General features: G+C 64.3%; 18 protein-coding genes. 6 read left to right on the forward strand and 12 right to left on the reverse strand.

Features of this window, described 5'->3' with window-relative positions:
- Positions 1 to 175: 175 nt before the first annotated feature.
- The gene (locus RJ1_RS46990; protein ID WP_162850285.1) at positions 176 to 352 is read right to left on the reverse strand and encodes a hypothetical protein; all 177 of its coding nucleotides are present in this window, start codon (positions 350 to 352) and stop codon (positions 176 to 178) included.
- A 1,033-nt stretch (positions 353 to 1,385) separates the two neighbouring features.
- Here RJ1_RS46990 and RJ1_RS49415 point away from each other — a divergent pair.
- Positions 1,386 to 1,664, forward strand: a complete 279-nt coding sequence (locus RJ1_RS49415; RefSeq protein WP_420820353.1) for a hypothetical protein — start codon at positions 1,386 to 1,388, stop codon at positions 1,662 to 1,664.
- Here RJ1_RS49415 and RJ1_RS36780 read toward each other — a convergent pair.
- Complete coding sequence (locus tag RJ1_RS36780) at positions 1,654 to 2,529, reverse strand: TolB family protein (RefSeq protein ID WP_162850297.1); 876 nt, start codon at positions 2,527 to 2,529, stop codon at positions 1,654 to 1,656. The two genes, RJ1_RS49415 and RJ1_RS36780, sit on opposite strands and share 11 nt — an antisense overlap.
- A 272-nt stretch (positions 2,530 to 2,801) precedes the next feature.
- On the opposite strand from RJ1_RS36780, the gene RJ1_RS36785 reads away from it, so the two are divergent.
- Positions 2,802 to 3,827 carry an ABC transporter ATP-binding protein gene (locus RJ1_RS36785; protein WP_073367981.1) on the forward strand — a complete coding sequence of 342 codons (1,026 nt, stop codon included), beginning with the start codon at positions 2,802 to 2,804 and terminating at the stop codon, positions 3,825 to 3,827.
- A gap of 141 nt (positions 3,828 to 3,968) precedes the next feature.
- Here the strand turns inward: RJ1_RS36785 and RJ1_RS36790 are convergent, their stop codons facing one another.
- The 3 genes from RJ1_RS36790 to RJ1_RS36800 form a co-directional block, all read right to left on the reverse strand.
- The gene (locus RJ1_RS36790; protein ID WP_073367983.1) at positions 3,969 to 4,760 is read right to left on the reverse strand and encodes a TIGR03084 family metal-binding protein; all 792 of its coding nucleotides are present in this window, start codon (positions 4,758 to 4,760) and stop codon (positions 3,969 to 3,971) included.
- A gap of 371 nt (positions 4,761 to 5,131) precedes the next feature.
- Positions 5,132 to 6,679, reverse strand: coding sequence for a long-chain-fatty-acid--CoA ligase (locus RJ1_RS36795; protein ID WP_073367986.1), 1,548 nt, complete (start codon positions 6,677 to 6,679; stop codon positions 5,132 to 5,134).
- A gap of 17 nt (positions 6,680 to 6,696) precedes the next feature.
- On the reverse strand, positions 6,697 to 8,055 hold the full coding sequence (locus RJ1_RS36800; protein WP_073367989.1) for an ArgE/DapE family deacylase: 1,359 nt from the start codon (positions 8,053 to 8,055) through the stop codon (positions 6,697 to 6,699).
- Positions 8,056 to 8,626: 571 nt separating this feature from the next.
- Between RJ1_RS36800 and RJ1_RS36805 the strand changes: the two genes are divergently transcribed.
- Entirely contained in the window at positions 8,627 to 9,256 is a 630-nt protein-coding gene (locus RJ1_RS36805) for a M20/M25/M40 family metallo-hydrolase (protein ID WP_162850298.1), read from the forward strand.
- Between the two features lie 19 nt (positions 9,257 to 9,275).
- Here the strand turns inward: RJ1_RS36805 and RJ1_RS36810 are convergent, their stop codons facing one another.
- Positions 9,276 to 9,800: a hypothetical protein gene (locus tag RJ1_RS36810; RefSeq protein ID WP_073367995.1), complete on the reverse strand. Its 525-nt coding sequence runs from the start codon at positions 9,798 to 9,800 to the stop codon at positions 9,276 to 9,278.
- A gap of 240 nt (positions 9,801 to 10,040) precedes the next feature.
- Between RJ1_RS36810 and RJ1_RS36815 the strand changes: the two genes are divergently transcribed.
- From RJ1_RS36815 to RJ1_RS36825, 3 genes are all read left to right on the forward strand, one after another.
- On the forward strand, positions 10,041 to 10,556 hold the full coding sequence (locus RJ1_RS36815) for a flavin reductase family protein (RefSeq protein ID WP_073367999.1): 516 nt from the start codon (positions 10,041 to 10,043) through the stop codon (positions 10,554 to 10,556).
- Positions 10,557 to 10,578: 22 nt separating this feature from the next.
- Positions 10,579 to 11,016: a hypothetical protein gene (locus tag RJ1_RS36820; protein ID WP_073368001.1), complete on the forward strand. Its 438-nt coding sequence runs from the start codon at positions 10,579 to 10,581 to the stop codon at positions 11,014 to 11,016.
- A 120-nt stretch (positions 11,017 to 11,136) separates the two neighbouring features.
- On the forward strand, positions 11,137 to 14,460 hold the full coding sequence (locus RJ1_RS36825; protein ID WP_073368004.1) for a protein kinase domain-containing protein: 3,324 nt from the start codon (positions 11,137 to 11,139) through the stop codon (positions 14,458 to 14,460).
- On the opposite strand, the gene fabG is transcribed toward RJ1_RS36825, so the two are convergent.
- The 6 genes from fabG to RJ1_RS36855 are packed head-to-tail and all read right to left on the reverse strand — an operon-like array spanning position 14,461 to position 18,035.
- Positions 14,461 to 15,240: a 3-oxoacyl-ACP reductase FabG gene (fabG, locus tag RJ1_RS36830; RefSeq protein WP_073368007.1), complete on the reverse strand. Its 780-nt coding sequence runs from the start codon at positions 15,238 to 15,240 to the stop codon at positions 14,461 to 14,463.
- A 31-nt stretch (positions 15,241 to 15,271) separates the two neighbouring features.
- The gene (locus RJ1_RS36835; protein ID WP_073368010.1) at positions 15,272 to 16,270 is read right to left on the reverse strand and encodes a phosphotransferase enzyme family protein; all 999 of its coding nucleotides are present in this window, start codon (positions 16,268 to 16,270) and stop codon (positions 15,272 to 15,274) included.
- Between the two features lie 33 nt (positions 16,271 to 16,303).
- Positions 16,304 to 16,954, reverse strand: coding sequence for a microcompartment protein (locus tag RJ1_RS36840; protein ID WP_501193861.1), 651 nt, complete (start codon positions 16,952 to 16,954; stop codon positions 16,304 to 16,306).
- Between the two features lie 36 nt (positions 16,955 to 16,990).
- A complete protein-coding gene (locus tag RJ1_RS36845; protein ID WP_073368013.1) occupies positions 16,991 to 17,272 on the reverse strand; it encodes a BMC domain-containing protein in 282 nt (93 codons plus the stop codon).
- A 35-nt stretch (positions 17,273 to 17,307) separates the two neighbouring features.
- Positions 17,308 to 17,589 carry a EutN/CcmL family microcompartment protein gene (locus tag RJ1_RS36850; protein ID WP_073368015.1) on the reverse strand — a complete coding sequence of 94 codons (282 nt, stop codon included), beginning with the start codon at positions 17,587 to 17,589 and terminating at the stop codon, positions 17,308 to 17,310.
- On the reverse strand, positions 17,586 to 18,035 hold the full coding sequence (locus RJ1_RS36855) for a hypothetical protein (RefSeq protein WP_255284933.1): 450 nt from the start codon (positions 18,033 to 18,035) through the stop codon (positions 17,586 to 17,588). Before RJ1_RS36855 ends, RJ1_RS36850 begins: the two co-directional genes overlap by 4 nt.
- Positions 18,036 to 18,103: the final 68 nt, after the last annotated feature.

Here is an 18,103-nt window from a genome sequence, read left to right on the forward strand (position 1 = left end):
GGCGAACCGCTCGCGTTCGCGATCCCTCGTCGAGGACGTCACGCGTCATTGGAAGACCGACCAGATCGCCGCGACGGCGAGCGTGACGATGAGAGAGCCGGGGCTATAGCCTCGTGCGGCCTGGCCCAATGGGGGCTAACGGTGCACCGGTCTATCTGCCCTGGATAGGTGCGCGCTACTTCGGGTTGAAATTGCAGCGGCTGCGCTCATGAACCCTCAGGAACCTCAAATAGAACGCCGCGAACACCAGGACGATGCCGACGTTCACCAGCAGCCGCTCCCAGAAGTGGTGCCTGAAGAACAGCACGTCCACGCCGACCACGACGGCTACCAGCGCGAGCACGTAGAGCACAACCGCTGCCTGCCTTCCCCATCTTCCCGTTCTACTCCGCGCGGTCGCAGCGAGAGGGAGAGCCGGTGCTCGGATCGGAGGTGCCCCAGAAATGGTCGTTAGCGGAGATCGTTGACCGGTCGTCGATCCTTCAGAGTTCCTGGCGTCCTTGACGTGCGGGGCTCGGTTGACAGAGCCTGGCCAACTGGGCGAACGTTGACGTAGGTCGGGGTAGCCGCGAGCACTTGTCGTGCGATCGACGAGAGGATCCCCGATGTCCCCTTCCCCGATGTGGTACTGGCTCGGTGACCATTACTGGTACACGGTGTACCCACTGATAACGATCTTCGGCCCGATCTTCGGCTAAATGCGATGATCGGATTGGGTGACGACGTTGACACCTGGCGGCCGTTTCGCCGACTAACCTGGGGTTATGGAGCACTACGTGCGCAAGGAACCGATCCCGTACGAGTCTGAGCCCGCGCCCGACCTGAGACACTGGTTCCAGAGGATGACGTTACGAGACCCCCTCCGTGGACTCCGAGGACTTCTCCATGACCAGAACCCGAGCCCCTATTCGTCGGTCTCACCTCGACGCATGGACGGGTCCCATACCGCGATCTTTCCCTTCAACAGCAGCGGCGGCGGAGTCGGCGGCGGACTATAACGTCTGTGGCACAGAAGATATCGTCAGTAGCGGATCGATGATCCGGCGAAACAAGACGAGTGTGAGTGCCCTCATGCTTCCCTTTCGGTTCTGATCTGTCGATCGCGTGCGAGGTACCGGACGAGAACCATCCGAGCACCGGCACGGTTGAGACGACACGGGATGCTCAGTGTCAACAGTTCGAGTCGTTCTCCGGGCAACTTCGCGTCGGCAATCCCCCGCCTGCGCCTACCGGATTGGTGCCCATGCAGCCTGGCGAACATCTCCCCGCTCCTGCTCAACCAACTCTGGATTCAGTCGACCTCAAACCGATCCCCACCGGCCACCACTGTCACTTTCGGCCTCGGTAGCAACGGATCGATGGGCTGGTCCGCCCGCTTCATCCAGATGCCCTTCCTTCGAGGCACGAACGGCACCGTACCGATTTCGGGGACGCGCATTCTGCAGATCGACTTGACCTCCGTTGACTCGACTCACGGAGCGAGCCCTGGACAACCCATGCGCCTCACACCCGACGACGACGCATCAGCAGTGGTCCAGGTCCTGAGCTACCCGAGCAGCGACACTGTGACGCACTCATTCGTCGGAACCCGGAGCAGCACACCCGAGGTGACGGTCGGAACGTTTCTCGACAACCGCGCGATCACCTTCACAATTACTCACTGATATCACTGCCCCCTCCGACGCTCGGATACTGGGCGGTAATCGAACGAGGCGTGAACCGCTTCTGGTCGGAGCCGTCGGGATTCATCGAGGCGAGCTCCGCACGGTTCGGGGTGGATATGTCGACAACCGGCTCACCCGACAGCGTCGTTGCTCTGGTGTAGAGGATGCGGGAGCCGTCGGGGGTGAACTGCGGATGCACCGCGTACGTGTCGGTCAGCCGGATGATCTCTCCACCGCCGGCGGGCATCGAGTAGATCTCGGAGCCGTTGTTGCCGCCGCGGTTGCTCGAGAAGACCAGCGTGGAACCGTCGGGTGAGTACGCAGGGTCCGAGTTCCAGAACTGGTCCCGCAGAAGCACCTTCGATTCTCCGCCCGTCGCCGGCATCTCGACAATGTATCCGTTGACGTTGAAGATAATCCGTGACCCGTCCGGCGAGAACCTCACCCCGGATCCCTCCGGAGCGACGACGTGCGCGTCGGAACCGTCGGCGTTCATAAGGCTGATTCTGTCGCCGCTCGTGAACGCGATCGTGGACCCGTCCGGCGAGAAGACAGGCTGAGAGCCGCCCTCGTGAACAGTCCTCACCTCACCCGATTCGAGATCCACGACGTCGATGAACCTGCCTCCGCGGGTGTAGGCCAACTGCGCGCCGTCCGGTGACAGGGCGGCGTAGTTTCCGTACCGGCCGTCGGACATGTCGTCAGCCACGGTCGGGGTGATCTGCCGCAGGCCGCTGCCGTCTACGTTGGCCACGAAGATCTGACCCCACCCGTCGTCGAAGGACACGATCACCGGGGCCGGCGCCGGTGGCGAGTCCTCTGCGCACCCCGTCAGAGCAACGGATGCGGCGACGAGAACGGGCAATATCCGAGTGCAACACATCAAGTGATCATCGCAGCCAAACCCCTGGCCGGCACGTGCGCGACACGCAGAACAGGGAGCTCAAGAGCTCGGAAGCGGATGGATCGCCAGTCAGATCCCGACACGGCTACCCGCATTCTGGGGAGATCGGTCATCGGTGGATCAACCAGAGATTCGGGTCCGAGCCAAATATGATGGCGGAACTTGCTTCTCGGGGTTGGGGGGGACGGATGGAGCCGCAGGGAACAAACGCAGGCACTGCCGGACGGGGAGGTGTGCGTGCGTTGTGGCCGTATGTGCGTGAGCATCGCAAGCTGCTCGGGGCGGCAGCAGTGTTCTCCATCGCCGCAGCCGGACTGAGCCTGGTGCAACCGCTGCTGGTGGGCCGGATCATCACCGCCGTCGGCGACGGTGCCCCGCTCAGCGGCCTGGTGTGGGCGCTGGTCGGGCTCCTCGCCGCCGGCGCGGTCCTCGCCACGATCCAGTACTACCTGCTGCAACGGACCGCAGAGAGTGTGGTGCTCACCGCCCGCACCGAGCTGATCGGGCACCTGGTGCGGTTGCCGATGAGCGAGTACCGCAGCCGCCACGTCGGGGACCTGGTCTCCCGGGTCGCCTCGGACACCACCCTGCTGCGTGCCGCGCTCACCGACGGTGTCGTCGAACCCCTCGGTGGGATCCTCGACCTGGTCGGGGCGCTGACCGCGATGATGCTGCTCGACCCCGTCCTGGCCGGGGTCACCCTCCTCGTCGTCGCGATCGTGGTCGCAGCGTCATTTCATATCACCCGGCGGCTGAGAGCGTTGACGTTCGAGACCCAGTCCCGGCTCGGGGACCTGACGCGCTATCTGAACCAAACCCTGTCGGCGATCAGCGTCATCCGCGTCAACGGGGCCACCGACCGCGTACAGGCGCGGCTCGGCGACCGGGTCCGATCAGCGTTCGACGCCGGCATCCGCGCGGCTCGGTCCGGTGCCGCGATCGAGCCGCTTCGGCAGACCACCGGCCACGCCTCGCTGCTCGTCGTCCTCGGCGTCGGTGGTTACCGGGTGGCCACCGGGCATCTGACGGTCGCCGAGCTGGTCACGTTCATCCTGTTCATGCTGTTGTTCATGGGCCCGGTCAACACCGCCTTCACCGCGGTGCAGTCCCTCGCCGCCGCCCTCGGCGCGCTCGAGCTGGCCGGCGAGTTGTCCGCAGCTACGGGGGCGGATGGGAAACCGATCCACGAGTGGCTCGAGGTGCGCCCCTTCCTGACCGCCGCACCGACCACGATGGAATGTGGTTTTCACCAGGGATGATGACACGACCCCCGATCGTCTGATCGCGGCCAGTATCCCTCGGTGGAGTCCGGCCGTCGCGCCATTGGGTCGTAGACGACGGAGGTCTCCGATAGCCGGAGCACTAGTTCGATACTGCACCTCCAATCGTGGTGCCTGTCTTCAACGCTCCTCCATCGGCGCTCGCCCCGCCCCCGGAGCGCCGGCGAATGCCTGCGCAATGGACATCCACTCACCTGCAACACGACCGGTGACAATCAAGCCTGTGTCCGCGATATTGCGACGCTGGGTGACAACAAGACTGAAGTCCCACGCCGAACCGGACACACTATTTGGGCCGCCCCGTTCTCCCCAGTGCCATTCGCTTCCGTCGGGTGCGGTCAACACAATCTCGACCGGCTCGGTAGGCGCCTCCATGCCGCGCAGCGCATAGCTGAAAGCTCTCGTCTGCACGCCGAGATGGCAAATGTGTCGAATTCTTGTGGTTGGCTGTCGTTCGATTGCCAGCGCGTCGGCGATGTCCTGCCCATGTGCCCAGGTTTCCATGAGCCGTGCCGTCATGGACGATGCGAGGCTCATGGAGACGCCGAACCACGGTACTCGTCGAGTGTTTTCAGTGGCGTGGAACGCGACGAGGAGGTCGTGTCGCGCGCGGCGGAGCCAGTTGCCCGTCGTCTCGACGGACAAGTTGCTCTGCTGCTCAGCGATTTCGCCCGCGAAATCCTGCGCACTGTGGATCAGGTTGTCAGCGAGTTGTGAGAACTCGGCGGGGTCCCGTATTGCGAGGGTGGTTGCGTCGTCGAAGTAGGCGAGGTGGTTGAGTTGATCTTGAACCGTCCACCCAGCGGCTGGTGTCAGCGTCGACCATGCCGCATTGTCGATGCCCCCGATCATCGATTCGAGTTCGGCGGTTTCCGCTCGGAGGTCAGCGAGTAGTTCTTGTGTGATCGCCATGCCATCCCCCTATAGGTCTCGCGCAGTTGGTATTTGAGTACTTTTCCTGATTGAGTTCGCGGCAGTTGCAGCGCGATCTCGAGGCGAATGGGTAGCTTGTTGCCGGCGGGTCGTTGGCGTGCGAATTCACGCAGGTCGTCAAGAGTCAGTTCGCTTCCGGGACGGCCAGATCATCGGCAAAGGGCTGGAACGCCTCGAGTAGCTGAATGCGATCCGGACGAAGCCCGGCCATCGCTCCGCGTTTGTAGTGGGCAATGAACTCGTCGAGGTTGCGCGTGCGACCTGCTTGTCTTGCGGCGGAGCGCCGCTCGCACGGACGACGACCTCAGGGTCGTTCTCGACCCGGCTCGCTGAATCGACGCACGCCGGGCTCAGGACACTGCAGCCACCCTACCTTCCCAGTGCGGTTGCCGCAGTTCTCTTTTGAGAATCTTTCCGGCGCCGGACATCGGCAGCGCATCGACGAACTCAACACTGCGGGGCACCTTATAGCCGGCGATCAGCGTCCGGCAGTGCTCCCGCAGGTCGTCTTCGGAGGCGTGCTGGCCAGGTTTGATCACCATCACAGCGTGCACGCGTTCACCCCACCGTTCGTCGGGCACGCCGATCACCGCACACGCGGATACCGCCGGGTGTTTGGCCAGCGCGTTCTCGACTTCGGCGGAGTAGACGTTCTCGCCGCCGGTGACGATCATGTCCTTGATCCGGTCGACGATGAACACGTAGCCGTCGTCGTTCATGTATCCGCCGTCGCCGGTGTGCATCCAGCCGCCGCGCACCGCTTCCGCGGTTGCCTCCGGCTTGTTCCAGTAGCCGAGCATCACGTGGTCGCCGCGCGCGACGATCTCGCCGACGGTGCCGCGGGGCACCTCGTTGTCGTTTTCGTCGATGATACGGACCTCGGCGTGTGGGACGGCACGTCCGGCTGACCGCCTCAGCGCCGGGTTGTCGTGGTCGGCCGGGGACAGCAGGGTGGTGACCGGCGACAGTTCGGTCATGCCGTACACCTGGGTGAATCCAGCCGTCGGGAAGATCTTTCGGCCGTGTTCGAGCAAGGACTCCGAAATCGGCGATGCGCCGTAGAGGAAGTGTTCGACGCTGGTCAGGTCGAAATCGCGGGCTGCCGGGTCGTCGACGAGCATCTGGATCATGGTCGGCACCAACAGCATGTCGGTCACGCGGTGATCGGCGATCGCGTGCAGTGTGGCGGTGGTGCTGAACGCTGGGATTATCACGTGGGTGGAGCAGGCGAGGTTGCCCATCGTCCAGATCGCGATGTCGGCCATGTGGAACATGGGCGCAGCATGCAAGACCCGGCCGCCGGGAGAAACGACATATCCGGTGGCCAACGACCCTAAACCCGAGGTGACCAGGTTGTTGTGGCTGATCATGACACCCTTCGGATGTCCGGTGGTGCCGCCGGTGTAGAAGATGCCGAACAGCGCGTCGCCACCGGTGTGGGTGTCCTCGACCGGTTCGTGTGCCGCGACCAGGTTTTCGTACCGCAGGGTGCCCGGCGGGGTCTCACCCTCACCGGTGAAGATCACCGTGTGCAGGCCGTCGAACTGATCCTGCAGCGCCGGCAGAAGTTTCGCGAACGCGTCGTCGACCAGCAACACGCGGGTGCCGGAATCGAGCAGCGAGTAGCCGATCTCGGCAGGGCTCCACCGGATGTTGACTGGGTTCACCACCGCGCCGATCCACGGCACCGCGAACAGGTACTCGTAATAGCGATCCGAATTCAGGCCGAGATATGCGACGCGGTCACCCGGCTGCACGCCCAGTGCGCGCAGCGCTCCGCCGAGTCGCGCGATGCGGTCTACCGATTCGGCGACAGTGCGCACGCGGTCGCCGAATATCGTTGCCACCTTGGACGGGTTCTGTTGCAGCTCCCGGTGCAGTGATTGGGTCAGGTACATCGTGGATTACTCCCGGTTCAGACGGTGCTCGGCGAGCACCAGTCGAGGGCGAGGGCGGCGTAAGTCTTGGCAGCGGTGTGCACTTCGTCGATCAGGCAATACTCGTCGTCGGCGTGCGAAACGCGCAGGTCACCGGGTCCGTAGCTGATTGCGGGGACTCCGGCGTTGGTGAGGAACGAGCAGTCCTCGACGGCGCAGAACCCGGCGACGGTTGCCGGGCCCGCATACGGGGTGTTGCCGGCGGCCGCGACGTGGGCTGCTGACACGGCGGCGGTGATGTCGGCCGCCGCCTCACCGGGGTTGTTGGCGGGCCAGTTGAGTTTCCATTCGACCACGGGTGGATGCTCGCGGAGCCAACCATCTGTCCGTGCTATCGCGTCGATTTGTGCTTCGATCTCGCGTTTCACGTTCTCTGGGTCGTCCTGCGGCGGGTACCACACGCAGTACTCGATCGTCATGTACTCGGAAAGGAAGAACGGCACCAGAACCCCGTGTGGTCCGCCGGTGACCACGCCGGGGTGAATGGTGAAGTGTCCGGGCGCGAACAGCGGGTGGGTCTTGGTGAACGCCCACTCCTCTTCCAGTCGCTGCAGTGCCTGGAAGACGAGCATGCCCTTGTCGATGGCGTTGACGCCGACACTGGACCCGCCGCCGCCGGCGCGGATCGTCTGACCGCGCATCGAGGAATGTGTGGTCTTGCCGCCGATGGTGACCGAGAACCACAACAGCCCGGGGGTGACCGGAATGACCCCGAGAGTGGTTGGGCCACTGGGCTCGGCTACCACCGCGGCATCGGCGCGGTAGCCACGCTCCAGGGTGGACGAGACTCCGCACTCGTGGTCCATCACTTCCTCGCCCACGACGGCCTCGATGATCAGATCCCCCTGCAGCCGAACTCCGGCGCGGGCAAGGGCTTTGACCGCGAACGCCTGCGCCACCAGTCCGGCCTTCATGTCGCTCGCGCCACGACCCCAGACCCGGTCGTCGTCGATGCGGCCGGAGAACGGATCGCCGGAGGTCCAGCGGTCGGCGTTGCCCGGCGGCACAACATCGACGTGGCCGTTGAAGATCAGCGACTTGCCACCGCCGGTGCCGGAGATGGTTCCGACCGCGTTTGTCCGCCCGGGTTCAACGGCCCATTTCTCGACCTCTGCCCCGGCATCCTGATAGATCTCCCCGAGCAGGTCGCTGACCCGGCCCTCGGAGCCGACGACGTCGTCGTAGGACTGACCGGGATACTTCGGGTTCACGCTGGGAATCGAGATGACGTCGGACAGCACCGAGGTCATGTCGTCGCGCAACGCATCCACAGCGGCGAACACTGCTTTCCGGTCCGCCGCAACCGCTCGTGTCGTATCCGACAGTTCTCGAGTCATGGGTTTCTCTTTCGCTTCGAAATCGTTAGCCGAGCCCGACCGCTGAATTGCTTCTCGGGTTTAAGCATGACGACGACTGAGCGCTCGCGAATCCGTCATTGTGCGGAGTACATACCGAATCGCGGGAAGGGCTCAGCCAAGACCGGTGCACGCATTCTCGGGCGGTTCGGACAGCCTTTGCGGTGTCGAACGGGTCATGTAAGCCACAACCTTGAACCATGGTATTTGGCTGATCCATCAGACGCAGGCTCCGGAGTTTGACCGCGCGAGCACTTGCCGAGCGCATTCCCTGGGCGCAATGGCTTGGGACGGCGCCTACCAACCCAAGACACAGATGGCCACACGAGTGTCAAGGCCGACGCCGACGCGATGCAGGATGTTCTGGTCGAGACCTGCGCCGCAGGCTGCACCGCGAGCCGGAGGTGGCACTCAACCTGCAGCGCACCCAGCCCCGTGTCCAGGGTGCGCCACTCTAGATCTCGATCGGCGAGTCGCTGTCTTCGGTGACTGCTGTGGTACGCGCGACCGCCGGAACCCAACCGAGCCTGCCACGGTGATGTCGCGTGCCGACATGGACGCCTTGCCGATCGAAGAGCAGGCGAACAAGGAGTTCGCATCGAGCAACGGTGCCAACCATGCATGCGGCCATGACCTGCACACCGCCGCGTTGATTGGTGCCGCGCACCTGCTATCGCAACACCGGGATCGGGTCGCGGGTCAGGTGGTCTTCCAGCCACAGGCGAGGAGGGCTTGGGACGGCACCGCAGCGATGATCACCGAAGGTGTTCTCGACGCGAGCGGTCGCCGCGCCGACTTCGCCCACGGCATGGACGTGTTCTCAAGCAAATTGCCCACTGGGCTGTTCTGCATAGGCCCGGCCCAGTGCTCTCGGCCTCCCGTTCTGTCCGTCACCATGCGGGGCGCCGGCGGGCACGGTTCCATGCCGCACACGGCGAAGGATCCGGTGGTCGCCGACGCGGAAATGATCGCTTCGTTGCAGACCATGTCACTCGGAGCTGTGATCACGGTCGGTGTGGTCAAAGCGGCGACGCGCACAATGTCATCCCCGACACCGCGACGTTCGAGGAGACGGTGCGGCAGTACTCGCCTGGACAGCCGCGAGACGATGATCACCCTCATCGGCGCCACCACGACGACCTCCAGGCTGACCGTCACTCCCCACTGCCGACTACCCCACTGACTTGATTCACGACGAGCCCTTACTTCCCAATCGGACTGCGGCTGGGTTTGGTCGCGGTCAGGACAAACACGCCGCCCGCGATCAGCAGGGCAATTGCTGACAACGCAAGCACCGCGCCGATGCGAATGTTGGGCAGCCCCTCGAAAAACACCGACCAAGGCAGCGGACCCTTGACCGCCAATACTGTCACCACCAACTGGAACGCACCGGCAACCACGGACAGCGCGGCGATCAGGAGGTTTCGGGTTATCGCGAGCAGGATCATCAACGCCGTCGTGACCACCGCGAACGCCCACGCAAGCCAGCTGAAATAGGCCACCTGCACCGAGGAGGTGCTTTCGGCGGTGGCGGCGGCGAGCGCGGCAAACGACAGCTCCGCGGCGGGGACGTTGGCTTGTGGCTGCGCCGGGACATACGTCCATGCCGGGCCGAGCAAGGCGCCCCAGACCGCCGCGGCGCCCGCAATCGGGAGCATGCCGGCGGCGACACGGGTGATGACGCCGGACCTGGCCGGGGTGTGAACTGCGGTATCGATTGGACTCATGCGTTACGCCATCCTTTGGGGTGGTGACCAATGTGGTGGCGACGAAGATCGTCGTCATGGCGTTCAAGCATGTCGATGCTGGATGCTCCGGCGGATCGGTCATATTGCGGAGCGCATACCGAGTTTGAGGGCGAATCCGTATCGAGATCGGTATTCCGACCGATTACCTGCTATTGCCTATGTCACAGACTCGTTTCACCAGCAACGAAGTGTCCCTGCCCTCGACGAAAGCGCAGCGAAATGACGACCACCGAAACACTGACCTCTCCGACCACCGCCTTTGACCAGCGTGCATTGCGGTCGTTCTACGGCGGGATGCCCAGCGGTGTACTCGCTCTCGCCGCCATGGTCGACGGGGCACCCATCGGCATGGCGGTGAGCTCGTTCACCAACGTGTCGTTGGATCCACCGCTGGTGGTCGTGTCGATTCGCAGCGAATCCAGCACGTGGCCGGTACTCAGTAAGGCAGCGGTGATCGGGGCAAGCATTCTGGCCGAACCACAGGCAGCCTGCGGAAAACAGCTGTCGATGGGCGAAGCAGACAGCCGATTCGACGACATCAACTATTCGGTTGCCGACTCCGGTGCGGTCGTCATCGATGAAGCCGCGGCCTGGTTTGAGGCCACACCCAGCGAGCCCATACAAGCCGGTGATCACTTCCTGGTGCTGCTGGCGCTGCAATCGATCTCAAGCGACACCGACCGTGCACCGCTGCTGTTCTTCCGAAGCAAGTTCGCCGGAGTTCGCCATGCCTAATCCGTCGACCGCAGCCAAGCGGGTGACCCTGTTCGTGACGCGCCGCGGTGCCCAGCCGATGTTCACACCGACCGCCGCGGCTGGCGAGCTGAAGCCGCACCTGTTGGACGCCGATAATTTGCGGGAAGCGGCGGTACTGACCAGCAGGCTGAGCCAGGAACCCGACACAAGCTTTCCGCTGACCCTGCTTCGGATCGATACGACCGGAAAGCCCGAGTCCGCGAATCAGTCGGCGATCCCCTTCCCTGCGTCGCCGCGGTTGTTGGCAGGGCTGATCGCCGATGCCGTGACGACGGGCGTCGCCGACGGCGCGGTGATCCGCATGGCCGACAACCCACCGATTCCACATCAACTCCGCACAGAGGTCGCTGCTCACCTCGACCAGGCAGGCTTCACGGTTTCGTTCTACATCCCGGGCTGGGTGCTCGAGGACGAGGACAGCCTCCGCTCAGCAGGCTGACACACGGCCGCCGGCCGGCGCGCTGGCGATTCGGCGCCACGGTATCGCCCCGTCCCGAGATAGACTTGAGTGACAGGATTCGTCCATCGATGCACGTGTTCGCCGAGCTTGGGACGGCCAATGGCTGAAGTCGACCCGCTGGCCACCCAGCGCGCGCCCGCGGTAGATATTGCCGCCGAGTTGGCTGCCGAAGGATTCCAGGATGCACACGAGATTGCGCATGGCGGGTTCGGTGTCGTCTACCGCTGCGAGCAACCCGCACTCGAACGCACGGTAGCGGTCAAGGTACTGACCGCGGACCTCGACGAAGAGAACTTTCAACGGTTCATCGAAGAACAGCACGCGATGGGCCGACTCTCCGGGCACCCCAATATCGTCACAATCCTGCACACCGGCGCGACCGGGAGCGGACGGCCCTACATCGTGATGCCCTACCATCGCCAAGAATCGCTCGAAACGCACATTCGCGAGCATGGCCCGATCGGCTGGGCCGACGCGCTGCGGCTGGGTGTAAAGATTGCTGGTGCGCTCGCCGCCGCACACCGCATCGACATCCTGCATCGCGATGTCAAACCCGGCAACATCCTACTCACCGAATACGGCGAACCCGAACTGACCGACTTCGGCATAGCGCGAATCACCGGCGGAGTGCAAACCGCCGCCGGGATCATCCTCGGCTCCCCGGCATTCACCGCACCCGAAGTGCTCCGCGGCGAACCGGCAAGCGTCGCTTCCGACCTCTACGGACTCGGCGCCACCCTGTTCTGCGCGGTCACCGGCCACGCCGCGTTCGAACGGCGCAGCGGCGAAGATGTTGTTGCGCAATTCCTTCGCATCACAAACGAACCGATTCCGTCCCTGCACGACTACGACCTCCCCTCCGACATTGCCGCGGTCATCGAACGGGCAATGGCGCAGGACCCCAAGGACCGCCCGACAAGTACCACCGAATACGGCGAGGAGCTGCGCGCCGTGCAACGTCGCAAGGGGTTGGCGGTCAACGAAATGGCGATGCCCACCGCACTCGCCACCGAGCAGTCCCGAAAACTCGGAGCAACCGGATCGGGCGCGGCCGCGATCCCCAGAACCGCCCGGCACAACATTTCGGCCGACGTCACGAGCTTCGTCGGACGCGGTCAAGAAACTCGGGAGATCAGGACCCTGCTGCGCAAGACGCGGCTGCTGACGCTGACCGGCATCGGTGGGGTGGGAAAGTCCCGCCTTGCCAGATCGGCCGGGCTGGCAATCCAGCGCGCTTTCCGGGATGGCGTGTGGCTGACCGATTTCAATTTCGTTCAGGACGGCAAGTTCATCCAGCAGGCGATCCAGGACTCCACGCCGGGTCCGGCAACTGTGCTCTCGTTGGTCGAGCAACTCCGGGACAAGAATCTGATGCTGATACTCGACAACTGCGACAAACTCACCGAAGAAATCGCCGATACTGCAGCACATCTCTTGGCGCAGTGTCCGGAGGTGAAGATACTCGCGACATCACGCACACCGCTCGACATCAGCGCGGAATATGTGCTGAACGTTCACCCGTTCATCCCCGATACCGATCAGGGTGCGCAATCGGAGGTGCTCAACGACGCGGTGACCCTCTTTCGCGATCGGGCACAGGCAGTTGGCGGCTGGGAGTACGACTCCCGGGCGGAAAACGATGTCGTTCAATTGTGCATCCGACTTGACGGGTTGCCATTGGCAATCGAGTTGGCCGCGTTGCGAACCCGGACGATGCCAATTCAGGAGATCAGCCAGCGGCTGACCGATCGCTTCGGGCTGCTCAAAGGTGGACCCCGCGATATGCATCCCAGGCATCGCAGCCTGTGGACACTGCTGGAGTGGACCTGGGATCAGTGCAGCGTCGCGGAGAAGTCACTGTGGGCGCAGTTCTCGGTATTTGTCGGATCCGCCGGGCTGGATGCCGTCCGACATATCTGCGCACTAGGACCGACGGCGGATGTCGGAGAGGTCGTGGAGGGTCTCGTTCAGCATTCGATCCTGACGCGTCGGCGATCGAGAGATACGATTCGATTTCAAATGCTGGACACCATTCGCGAGTTCGGCCAGTTGATGCTCGAACGCGACGCCGGCTCCTTCGAACTTTCCGCTTCGCCGGCAGATCTGCGTGATCGCCACCTGCATTACTATGCCGCGCTGGCCGCGCAGGCGGAGGGTGACTGGTTCGGTCCGAATCAGTTTCGGTCGAGGTCGATTGTGGCGAGCGAGATTTCGAACATGCGCGCCGCATTCGACTGGGCGCTCGAAACTCCCGAACGCTCCGGGACGGCCACCACCATGGTGGCCGACCTCTGGTTCTATTGGCTCGGTTGCGGGCACCTGAAGGAAGGCCGGCTGTGGTCCGAACACGCGTGGAATCGCGTGCACAACTTCGGCATACCGTATTCGGCGCGTGCGCTCTGGGTCCTCGGGTGGAATCTGTTGATCACCGGTGAGGTCACCGGCGCCGAAGTTCGGCTACAGGAGTGCCTCTCGGAAGCCGCACGACAAGGTGATGCTCGAGCGGCATCGTTTGGGCGAGCACTGTTGGGCGCGGTGCGGTGCTTCCAGGACGACTACGCGGCTGGCGTCGAGCTCTATACAACGGCGATCGCGGAAGCAAAGCAGCGCGGCGATCAGCTGGCCACCGCCCTGTTTCTGTTTCACCTCGGCGAGGTATATTGCCTCTACCGAGAGTTCGATCTCGCCGAGGAGTGTTGTCGGGAAAGTATCGCCATCTGCGACCGTTATGGCGATCAATGGTGCAATTCGTTGGCCCGTTGGGTACAGGCACTGTGCGCTTTCATGCAGAAATCCACCGAACGTGCTGCAGCGATTGCCGCAACGGCGCTGACCGGGATGACGACCATCGAGGATCAGCTCGGTATCGCGCTGGTCGGCGAACTCTTCGCGTGGATCGCCGCAGAGAACGGCAAGTACTCGGAGGCGGCGGCGCTGCTGGGGGCGACGGGCGCCTATTGGTCTGCGAGCGGTTCGTCGGTGATGGGCCTGCATCGGCTGATGGAGTACCGCGGGTCGTGCCTGGCAACGATCGAGGCCAATATGACGGATCGTGATTTCAAGCGCTCCACCGAGAAGGGTGCGCGCCTCGGTTTCGACGGGATCGCGACCTTGGCGCTGCCTGCGGCCCGCGTTGGTGTCCCGGAGAGTGGCCGAGTGCCCATCGAGCACCGGAGCATTCCCGACCGCGGCCGGGTTTCCACCGCACCGAAGCCCTCGGCGGCCCTGGAGAGCCTCACCCCACGGGAATGGGAAATCGCCCGGCTGGTGACGCAGGGCATGACGAACAAGGAAATTGCGGCAGAACTGATCATCGGCAAGCGCACCGTGGATACCCACGTCGCGCACGTCCTGGCGAAATGTGGCCTGCGGCGGCGCTCGGAGCTCGCCTCATTGATTGCCACGAGTTCGGACGATTCGTAGTCAGATCTCGTCCAACGCGTCGGCGGATTCGGGCAGCACCTGACCGCCGTCGACCACCAGTGTCTGCCCGGTGATATAGCCGGCCTCGTCGGTGGCGAGGAACAATGCGGCGTTACCGATATCCGCGACCGCGCCGAGCCTGCCTTGTGGCACCGCGGCGGCCATCCGGTCGAGATACTGCTGGCCCATGCCGTCGAGACCCTCGGTCTTGATGTTGCCCGGCAGCACGGCGTTGATGGTGATCTTGCGTTTGGCCAGTTCCATCGCCGCCGTGCGGACGAAGCCGAGCTGGGCTGCCTTGCTCGCGCCGTAGTGCGACCAGCCGGGGTAGCCGGTGATGGGCCCGGTGATCGAGGAGGTGATGACGATGCGCCCGCGGCCGGAGGCGGTCAGCGCAGGAAGGGCCGCCTGCACCGAGTAGACGGTCCCCTTGAAGTTGACGTCCAACACGCCGTCGAGGTCGGCCGGGCCGAGGTCTTCGAGCCGGCAGGAGGGAAACACCCCAGCGTTTGCGCACATCACATCGAGTCCACCGTGCCGCTCGACTGCGGCGTTCACCATCTCCCGGCACGCCGCGGGATCGGCGACATCGACCGACAGGGTGGTCACCTTTCCGCGCAGGCCACTCAACTCGACCGCGGCGGTGGATAATGCGTCGTCGTCACGGGCGGTGATCAAGACGTTGGCACCGGCGGAGGCGAACACCCGCGCGATGCCTCGCCCGATTCCCTTGCTGCCGCCGGTGACGATAACGGAGCGACCCTCGATCGATGTAAACATGGCTTCCTCGCCTGGTTGAACAAACGTTTAACTAACAGATGGTGCGGCCGCCGGAGTCGAGATAGCGTTGCGCGATCTCGCAGGTTCCGGCGGCGAAACTCGCGCTTTTTGTCTGTGATTCGCGTGAATGCGCGTGCGATCCCATCCACGCGACGAGCATCATCCGGCGCAACAGCACGAAGGTGGCCAACATCTGCTCGTCGGCGTCTGTCAGTTCCGCATACCCGCGGTAGCCGTCGATCCAGGCTGCCTGCCATTCGCCGAGCGCGGGATCGTCCTCGATGAACGACACCGCTGTGCCGAAGTCGTAGAGATACCAGCCGTATCCGCAGTCGTCGAAGTCGATGACGTTGACCCGGGGCGGCTCGATGAGCAGGTTGGCCAACCGCAGATCGGCGTGGATCAGTCCGAACCGCTCCGGTCCGCGGCCATAGGTCTCGAGCCGGTGCCGCATCAGTTCCACGGCCGGGGTCAGCTGCGCGATCTCGGCCGGCCCGATCCCACCGCCGTCCTGCCATCGGCCCCACCGCGGGGTGTCACCGAGACTGTGTTCCCAGTCCCAGGCGAAGCGGGTGAAGCCAGGGGGTTGCGTCCAGCTCTTGGCGTGCCGGTGCAGCCGCGCGGTGATCGCCCCCAGTGTCCGGAAGTCGTCGGGACCGACATGGGTCTCGTCCGGTTCGAGCCCACCCATGGTTTCGAACAACACGGCGTGACGAACGCGGCCGTCGACCCGCGTCGTGACGACACGCCGGCCGTCGCGAGCGCGAATCACGCGCGGCGCGCGCACGCCCGCCCCGGCCCGCAATGCGGCCAGCCAGTCCAGCTCCGATTCGATCGCGCCCCGGCTGTGATAGTCCTCCCGGTGCACCCGCAGGATGCCGCCGCGGCCGGTCGGGGCGTCGTCGATCAGATAGGTGGCGTTCTCGGAGAGGTTGATCATCCGGCACGCCGCGTCCGCGGAGAACTCGTACTTCCCCAGCGCTCGCGTCGCGACTTCGTCATCGCGGGCACCGGTTTCTCTTGTTGACATCACATCACATCACCTCACTTCGTTGCCAACGCCTCAGCCGTGTTCGCGACCCTCGATGCCGTCCAGGACCTTCGTTATCCGGTCGCGGGCAAGGGTCACGTCCTCGGTGGTCCCGCTGATGTAGAGACGTCCGGCCGCGCCGATCATCTGCACGTCGACCAGCGTGATACCGGGAGAGACCCGCTCCGCCTCGTTGGCCGCGACCGCGGCGAACAGCGCCGGAGTCATCTCGTAGACGAGCAGCGATTCACCCGGCATCACCATCGATGCCTGCCGATTTCGGTTGAGGATCACGGTGTGCTGGTCGGTGATGTTTTCGATGACGTCGTGGTACAGCACGCGCGGGCGCAGCTGGTCGTTGGCCTTGTTGCCGGTGCCGGCGAGGATTGCCTCACCGGCGCGGACGACGTCGTCGAGATCTTGGGAATGGATTTCGAGGACGCCGAATTGCCGTTCCACGTAGAGGATTCCGGGCTGTACAGCCGGCACGGCTCGCAACGCGAGATCGATCACCCGCTCAATCGCCAGCGCCGGGGAGACCTCGACGATCAACGCGTGGTCACCCTCGTACGGGGGGTACCCGCGGGCTCGGGTCGGTGTTCCCATGTAGGCGGCGAACTGCCGTTGCAGGTCATTGACCATGAGATAGACCCGGATGTCGGTGTCAGTGTGTGCTTCGCCCACTGTTGTTCCTTCTGCTTGTCCGCCGAGTCGGCGGGACTACTTCGACGCCACCGAGAAATGGCCGCCGAGTTCGGCGTGCGGGCGCGGGATGACGTGCACGCTGACCAACTCGCCGACCTGGGTCGCAGTTTCCGCGCCGGCTTCGGTGGCGGCCTTGACCGCGCCGACCTCCCCGGTGACGATCACCGACACCAGGCCGTCACCGACCTCCTGCCGGTCGGTGATGACGACGTTGGCGGCCTTTACCATCGCGTCGGCGGCCGCGAGCGCGGCGACGAATCCCTTGGTCTCGATCATGCCGATGGCGGTGCTGGACATGTGTACTCCTTCTAGTGCTGCCGACTGACGGGTTGTCAGCTGGTTGTGGTGGTGGTGAGTGTCTGCGACGACGCCCGATCGGCATCGATCGATCCGATGATCAGTGCGTCGACCGGCGGCGGCGGTCCGGTGAACCAGTTCGAGGCCATCGAGCCCTGCGCGACGATCACCCGTTCGCCGAGGCCGGTGCCGAGGACGTCGAATGCGACGAGCCGGGCGCCGGATTCATCGACCTCGACCTCGAGTAGTGCGCCGGCCGGTATTCCCTCGATCCGCCGGGTCGACCAGACGCTGCCGGTCACTGTTGCCGTAATCATCTGCGCTCCTTTTCGAATGGAACTCCGAGGGTTCGTGCCTTCTCGCGTGCCAGGGGAGTCAGGACGGCGGCCGGCCCCAGAACCAACCGCCCGCCCGCCTCGGCGATGGCCGCGATCTGGCGTTCGGTCACCGCACCGCGATCCACTCGGTGCACCGCTTCGGCGGTTGGGTGCGCCGCCGCGCCGCCGGTCAGGGCGAACTTCAGCCGTCCGGCCCGGAGATCGGCCCGGATCTTCGGGTTTTCGAACAGCCCGAGCAGGGTGAATACGAACGATCGCAGATCCGACTCGTTGCCTATTCGCACGGTTTCCGTGCGCTGACGGCCAGCGCCGTCGAGCGGTCCGGTGGGTGTGACACCAATCTGCTTGGCGAAGGTAGCCGCTGCGGCTGGGATCGGGTCGTTGCCGTCGGGGTGCGCGGTGGGCAGGGTCGGTGTCCCCCTCATCTCACCGACGACCTCCCGGAGCACCTCCTGCACCAGGGATCGGAGATCCGGTGACGGCGCAGTGCTCG

Origin of the sequence: Rhodococcus jostii NBRC 16295 (genome assembly GCF_001894825.1) — a bacterium.
GTDB lineage: Bacteria > Actinomycetota > Actinomycetes > Mycobacteriales > Mycobacteriaceae > Rhodococcus_F > Rhodococcus_F jostii.